Source organism: bacterium endosymbiont of Bathymodiolus sp. 5 South (genome assembly GCF_900128535.1).
Lineage (GTDB): Bacteria > Pseudomonadota > Gammaproteobacteria > PS1 > Pseudothioglobaceae > Thiodubiliella.
This window is the reverse complement of sequence record NZ_FQTR01000309.1, coordinates 1-1,382: the sequence shown is the minus strand read 5'-3', so window position 1 is coordinate 1,382 and position 1,382 is coordinate 1. Positions and strand designations below refer to the sequence as shown.

Annotated in this window: 2 protein-coding genes; both read right to left on the bottom strand. The window is 39.7% G+C overall.

Features of this window, described 5'->3' with window-relative positions:
* On the bottom strand, positions 1–331 hold a 331-nt coding region (locus BBROOKSOX_RS11055; protein ID WP_139661868.1), incomplete at its 3' end, for a hypothetical protein.
* Positions 328–1,152: a hypothetical protein gene (locus tag BBROOKSOX_RS11050; RefSeq protein ID WP_139661866.1), complete on the bottom strand. Its 825-nt coding sequence runs from the start codon at positions 1,150–1,152 to the stop codon at positions 328–330. The genes BBROOKSOX_RS11055 and BBROOKSOX_RS11050, both read right to left, overlap by 4 nt.
* Positions 1,153–1,382: the final 230 nt, after the last annotated feature.

Below are 1,382 nucleotides of genomic sequence, written 5' to 3'. Positions count from 1 at the left end.
CAAGAAAAAATCCAACACCAAACATTACGGGGTTACGAAAAGTAAATCCAATAAACACTCCTACAGCACCTACAAGCATTCCTTTATATTGTTTTAAAAATTCAGATTTAGTCATGGCTTGCACCCATGGGTCAGGTTCATAATTTTTAGCACGAATTTTATCTGAATATATGTATCTTATGTATGCCCTCATATGAAGAATATAACCTACACATACAAGAAAAAATCCAACACCAAACATTACGGGGTTACGAAAAGTAAATCCAATAAACACTCCTACAGCACCTACAAGCATTCCTTTATATTGTTTTAAAAATTCAGATTTAGTCATGGCTTGCACCCAGATGTCCAGCACACATCAACACCAATGGAAAATCCCGCTCCTCCACTGAAGTGACCACCAGCTGAAACGCCAGCCGCACCAGAACCAACAGATATATTTCCCCCTTTAACGGAACCAATTCCAATATCCACCCCAACTCCTGCACTAAAGCCATTAATATTATCAAGGGAATCAGTTATCACCCCTCCTTGAAAACTTGCACCCCCTTCTACCATAACCCCAGGTCCAAAACGAATACACACTGTAGTCGCAACACAACTTCCGCCACCACTATCATAGTAACTCCCTTTATAAAAACGACCACCAGCAATCAATGCATGCCCTCCTATTTCTACACCCGCACTTCCATAAAAACGACCTATAACATTGTTTGTCTTTAAAGCCTTACCATAATCATTTCCATGACAACGACCCATACACTCATATGCTGAACTTAGGTCATTAAACATCCGACTAAACGCCGCACTCATCCCGCCATTAGCAAACTTACCGCCACCCAATTCAGCGGCAGCCCCGCCAACCACATAAGAAGCGATAACATTTTGTGCTCTTTGTGCCCATATGTTGGCTTGGCTACTAACGCCTGCCGCCTCATATGCACCTGACCAGCTGGCGCCATAACTGACAGCTGAGCCTAAGAATCCGCTTTTGAAACTACCGCCAGATAATCGACTTCGTACACCACCAGTTAGACCATGGGTTATAAGTTTATTAAAACCCGCTTTCATTGGATGCAATACTCCGGCATTAAATCCTGCTGTTAATGCACCTAACATTCCCTGTTTTAAATCCCTTTTGCTTCCAATCATGCCTAACAAAAATTCTGCTACATAAATATTTAATCCCAAGATAAACAAAATACCAATTCAAAAAAGGGTAGCGTCCCCAATATCTGTAATATCCTCACTGACCCTAATAATTACTATTATCATTACCTTTTAACCATCCTTTATATCTAAAAAAATTCAGAAACATTTTTATAAAAAAATAAAGAAAAATCACCGCTCCAATGTCACTTATAACTTTTCCTATAAATAAT

Excerpts from the sequence above, each read along its gene's own strand:
- BBROOKSOX_RS11050 (WP_139661866.1), bottom strand. The coding sequence starts at position 1,152 with ATGATTGGAAGCAAAAGGGATTTAAAACAGGGAATGTTAGGTGCATTA.